Raw genomic sequence first — 4,310 nt, 5'->3', positions numbered from 1 at the left:
GAGCCATGCTCGGCAGGGGCTCTACCGATGATGCGCGTTGCCGAGCATGGCTCGGCACTAAGCCCCCCTCCCTTTGGCCGCAGGCCAAGGGGAGGGTTGGGGAGGGGTCGCTTCTGGCGTTGGCTTGGAATGCCTCCTGCCGAGCAGGGCTCGGCGCTACACGGACGCTCTATCGGTTTAGCCCCTGCCGAGCATGGCTCGGCACTACACCCCCTCCCTTTGGCCGCAGGCCAAGGGGAGGGTTGGGGAGGGGTCGCTTCTGGCATTGGCTTGGAATGCCTCCTGCCGAGCATGGCTCGGCGCTACACGGACGCTCTATCGGTAAAGCCCCTGCCGAGCATGGCTCGGCACTACGGTGCTAGCGCGTGCCTGCTGGCGGCGGCACTACCTGCTGCCCAACACCACTGGGCACGGTGTCGTAGTAGCGATTGGTGCGGGTATCCAACACCCGGCCGGGGCTGGTCTGCCGCATATGCGGCGCCGGCTGTCCCTTGCTGTCGTAGATCGGACGCACGGGCTGTGCCGGCTGGGTGATCGGCTTCGCCTTCGGCGCTGGCTTGGGCTGGGCGGCTGGCCGTGGCGGCAGCGGCCGCACTTCTTCCTGTCGTTGATCGGATGGCGCCGTTGCCGGCGGCCGCGACGGCGGTGGCAGTGTCACCGGGCGGGTTGCAGTCGGCGACGGTGGCTGCCGCAGCTGCGCCTGCGCAGACAGCGGTGCGATCGCCAGCACTGCCAGCGTCAGATATGTCATCCGTTTCATCGGCATCTCCTGTTCGTCCACTGACCGAGCATGCGCCGGCCCAGCTTGCGCCACCATGAATGCGCCCTTGGACTGGCCACTGCCCGCCCCTACCATTGATATCTGCCCCACGGATGCCGCGCCATGACCGCCTTCGACCTGACCCCTCCCAGCACCACCCAACGTGATGCCCTGATCGCCGGGCTCAGCAGCGAAGAACAGCGCGTGCTGCTGCATCACGGCACCGAGGCACCGTTCTGCGGCGTGTTCCTGGATAACAAGCGCGACGGCGTGTACTGCTGCCGCCTGTGCGCGCTGCCGCTGTTCCGTTCCAGCACCAAGTTCGACTCGGGCACCGGTTGGCCGAGCTTCTTCGCACCGTTCGATCCGGCCCATGTGCGCGAGATCCGCGACATCAGCCACAGCATGATCCGCACCGAGATCGTCTGCGCACGCTGTGGCAGTCATCTTGGCCATGTATTCCCGGACGGCCCGCCGCCGACCTTTGAACGGCATTGCCTGAACTCAGTGTCGCTGGGCTTTGTCGAGAACGGCCAGCCGTACCCGGACCCGCTGCAGCGTGGCGGAGCCGAGGCACAGCCCGCAGCGTAAGCAAGCGCGTCACCTGTAGTGCCGAGCCATGCTCGGCAGGGGCTTCACTAGTAAAGCCTCAGCCGAGCATGGCTCGGCTCTACAGAGCAGCATTACCGGTAAAGCCTCAGCCGAGCATGGCTCGGCTCTACAGGGGCTGCTGCGCTCAGCCTACAGATTTTCCGCTGACGGCCGACAACGGGATATCCCCTCCCCTTGTCTGCCCCCATGCTTATCATCGTCGGCCTGCTCGTTGTCATTTTCGCTGTCCTGGGCGGCTACGTCGGTGCGCATGGGCGCCTGGCCGCGCTATGGCAGCCCTACGAACTGGTCATCATCGGTGGTGCCGCCCTCGGTGCTTTCCTGATCGCCACGCCGCTCAAGACCGTCAAGCAGACCCTGCGGGCAACCGTCAGCGTGTTCAAAGGCCCGCAGTACAAGCGCCAGGACTACCTGGACGTGCTCAGCCTGCTCTACGAACTGCTCAACAAGGCGCGCCGTGAAGGCTTCATGGCGCTGGAAGACCACGTCGAGAATCCGCAGGACAGCGCGGTGTTCGCCAACTACCCGAAGGTGCTGGCCGACCACCATCTGCTCGACTTCATCACCGACTGCCTGCGCCTGATGATCGGCTCCAACATCGAGCCGCATGAGCTGGAACCGCTGCTGGAGCTGGAACTGGAAAAGCACCACCACGAGGCGATGGAACCGGCCCACGTGCTCAACAAGGTCGCCGATGGCCTGCCCGGTTTCGGCATCGTCGCCGCGGTGCTGGGCATCGTCATCACCATGGGCTCGATCGGCGGAGACATCAAGGAAGTGGGCGCGCACGTGGCTGGCGCGCTGGTTGGTACCTTCCTCGGCATCCTGCTCGGCTACGGCTTCGTCGGCCCGCTGGCCGCGGCGATGGAGGCACGCGCCGAACAGGACGCCCGCATCTATGAATCGGTGAAGACCGCACTGCTGGCCTGCCTGCGTGGCTACAACCCGAAGATCGCGCTGGAGTTCGCTCGCAAGACCGTGCCCTCGGCACTGCGGCCGGGTTTCAGCGAGTTCGAACAGCACCTGAAGTCGGTCAAGTAAGGCGCGCGCCATGACCGAGAGCAAACCCACGGTAATCGTTCGCCGGGTGAAGAAAATCCAGGGTGGCGGCCACCACGGCGGTTCGTGGAAGGTGGCCTACGCCGACTTCGTCACCGCGATGATGGCCTTCTTCCTGGTGCTGTGGCTGATGGCCGCCACCACCAAGCCCGAGCGCGCGGCGATCTCCGAATACTTCCGCAACCCCAGCCCCTTGAGCGGCACCAGCAGCACGCCGGCTCCGGGCATGGCCGGCCCCGGCGGCGCCAGCACCTCGATGATCAAGCTCGGTGGCGCCACCGATGTCTCGCGCGGCAACAGCAATGACCCCTTCCAGAACCAGCAGGAAGCGGTGCCCACGCCGGTACAGGAGCGCGAGCGCGACAAGCAGCGGCTGGAAGCACTGAAGCAGGAGCTGCAGGAAGCGATCAGCAAGAGCCAGGCGCTGGAGCCGTTCAAGGACCAGCTGCTGCTGGACATCACCCCGGAAGGCCTGCGCATCCAGATCGTGGACAAGCAGAACCGGCCGATGTTCGACCTCGGCAGCGCGCGCCTGATGCCGTATACGCAGACGATCCTGGTGGAGCTGTCGCGCTACATCAACCAGGTGCCCAACCACATCAGCCTCACCGGCCATACCGACACCACCGCCTATTCCACCCAGCTGGGTTACGGCAACTGGGAGCTGAGTGCAGACCGCGCCAATGCCGCGCGGCGTGCGCTGCTGGAAGGCGGCATGGACCCTGCCAAGGTGGCGCGGGTGGTCGGTTTGGCGTCCTCGGTGCTGTTCGACAAGAGCAACCCGCAGAACCCGATCAACCGCCGCATCAGCATCGTGGTGATGAGCCAGGAAGCAGAAGCAGCGGCACTGAACCAGGCCGACAGCCTGCCGGTGCCAGTGACCGCCGTCGTCCCGGCGGCCGCTGCTGCCCTCCCGGCCGAAGGCGTCAGCGACGGCCCCGGCTGAGCCCTGTTCCGGCAGCAGGGGCCCGCTGCGCCTACAATGGGCATCGTTTTCCTTTTAGCCGAACAACATGTCCAAGCTCTCCAAAGCCAAGCGCGACAAGCGCAAGAAGCAGGCCCCGCGCCGCCCGTTCGCCCGCCTGAACGCCCAGCAGCAGGTGCAGAACCACGCCGTGCTGGTCAACGAAGAAGGCCAGGTCGTGGCCGCCATCGGCCTGCAGGGCAATGAGTGGCTGCTGGCCATCGGCGGCCAGACCATGGGCAATGCCGACAACCCGGTGCCGATGCTGGCCATGCTCAAGCACCTGGCCAATGTGCAGGAGAAGGAAGGCCGCAAGGTCACCCTGGAGTACTCCGCAGCGCTGCAGCAGATGATCGACGACCTGGCCGCCGACGAAGGCAAGACCGCCGACGATTACCTGGCCGGCCTGGTATCCGAATTCGAAGGCATCGAGGGCGAGGAAGCTGCTGAGGCAGCTGCTGATGACGCCGCGGAAGAGACCATCGCCATCGCCGAAGAAGTACCGGCTGACGACGACAAGTCCAAGGCCTGAGTCCAGGGCCGAACGTGACGGTCTATATCGACGATGCAGTACATCCCTGGCGCGGTGAGCGCTGGGCGCATCTGATGGCCGACACCTTGCCCGAGCTGCATGCGCTGGCGCAGCAGCTCGGGATTCCGCGCAGGGCCTTCCAGAACCGCCCCAGCGGCGTGCACTACGACGTGCCGGCGCCGCTGCGTGAGCAGGCCATCGTGCTCGGCGCGCAGGCGATATCACGGCATACCGACCGCGCGCAGATGCGCCGGGTGATCGCCAATGCGCGGGCGTTGTACCAGCCCTGATGAACCCACCGTAGTGGGGGGGGGGGGGCGGGGGGGGGGGGGGGGGGCGCCCCCCCCCCCCCCAGGGCCGGCCCCCGCCCGCAGGGGGGGGGG

At 66.4% G+C, this 4,310-nt stretch carries 6 protein-coding genes; 5 read left to right on the top strand and 1 reads right to left on the bottom strand.

Features of this window, described 5'->3' with window-relative positions; genetic code table 11:
- Window positions 1-358: 358 nt before the first annotated feature.
- Entirely contained in the window at window positions 359-760 is a 402-nt protein-coding gene (locus tag AC13FW_RS19130; RefSeq protein WP_482990122.1) for a classical arabinogalactan protein 4, read from the bottom strand.
- A 123-nt stretch (window positions 761-883) separates the two neighbouring features.
- Between AC13FW_RS19130 and msrB the strand changes: the two genes are divergently transcribed.
- The 5 genes from msrB to AC13FW_RS19105 all read left to right on the top strand — a co-directional run bounded on the left by msrB (window position 884) and on the right by AC13FW_RS19105 (window position 4,217).
- Window positions 884-1,351 (top strand): peptide-methionine (R)-S-oxide reductase MsrB, encoded by a 468-nt coding sequence (msrB, locus tag AC13FW_RS19125; RefSeq protein WP_482990121.1) that lies wholly within the window; start codon window positions 884-886, stop codon window positions 1,349-1,351.
- A gap of 207 nt (window positions 1,352-1,558) precedes the next feature.
- Entirely contained in the window at window positions 1,559-2,413 is an 855-nt protein-coding gene (gene motA, locus AC13FW_RS19120; protein WP_282273324.1) for a flagellar motor stator protein MotA, read from the top strand.
- A 10-nt stretch (window positions 2,414-2,423) separates the two neighbouring features.
- On the top strand, window positions 2,424-3,377 hold the full coding sequence (gene motB / locus AC13FW_RS19115; RefSeq protein WP_482990120.1) for a flagellar motor protein MotB: 954 nt from the start codon (window positions 2,424-2,426) through the stop codon (window positions 3,375-3,377).
- 67 nt (window positions 3,378-3,444) lie between these two features.
- Window positions 3,445-3,927: a hypothetical protein gene (locus AC13FW_RS19110; RefSeq protein WP_282273321.1), complete on the top strand. Its 483-nt coding sequence runs from the start codon at window positions 3,445-3,447 to the stop codon at window positions 3,925-3,927.
- A gap of 14 nt (window positions 3,928-3,941) precedes the next feature.
- Window positions 3,942-4,217 (top strand): DUF4031 domain-containing protein, encoded by a 276-nt coding sequence (locus tag AC13FW_RS19105; RefSeq protein WP_282273319.1) that lies wholly within the window; start codon window positions 3,942-3,944, stop codon window positions 4,215-4,217.
- Window positions 4,218-4,310: the final 93 nt, after the last annotated feature.

The sequence above is a fragment of the Stenotrophomonas sp. 21LCFQ19 genome, from assembly GCF_056861425.1.
Note: the sequence above shows the minus strand (reverse complement) of the source record. Positions and strands in the feature narration are given on the sequence as shown.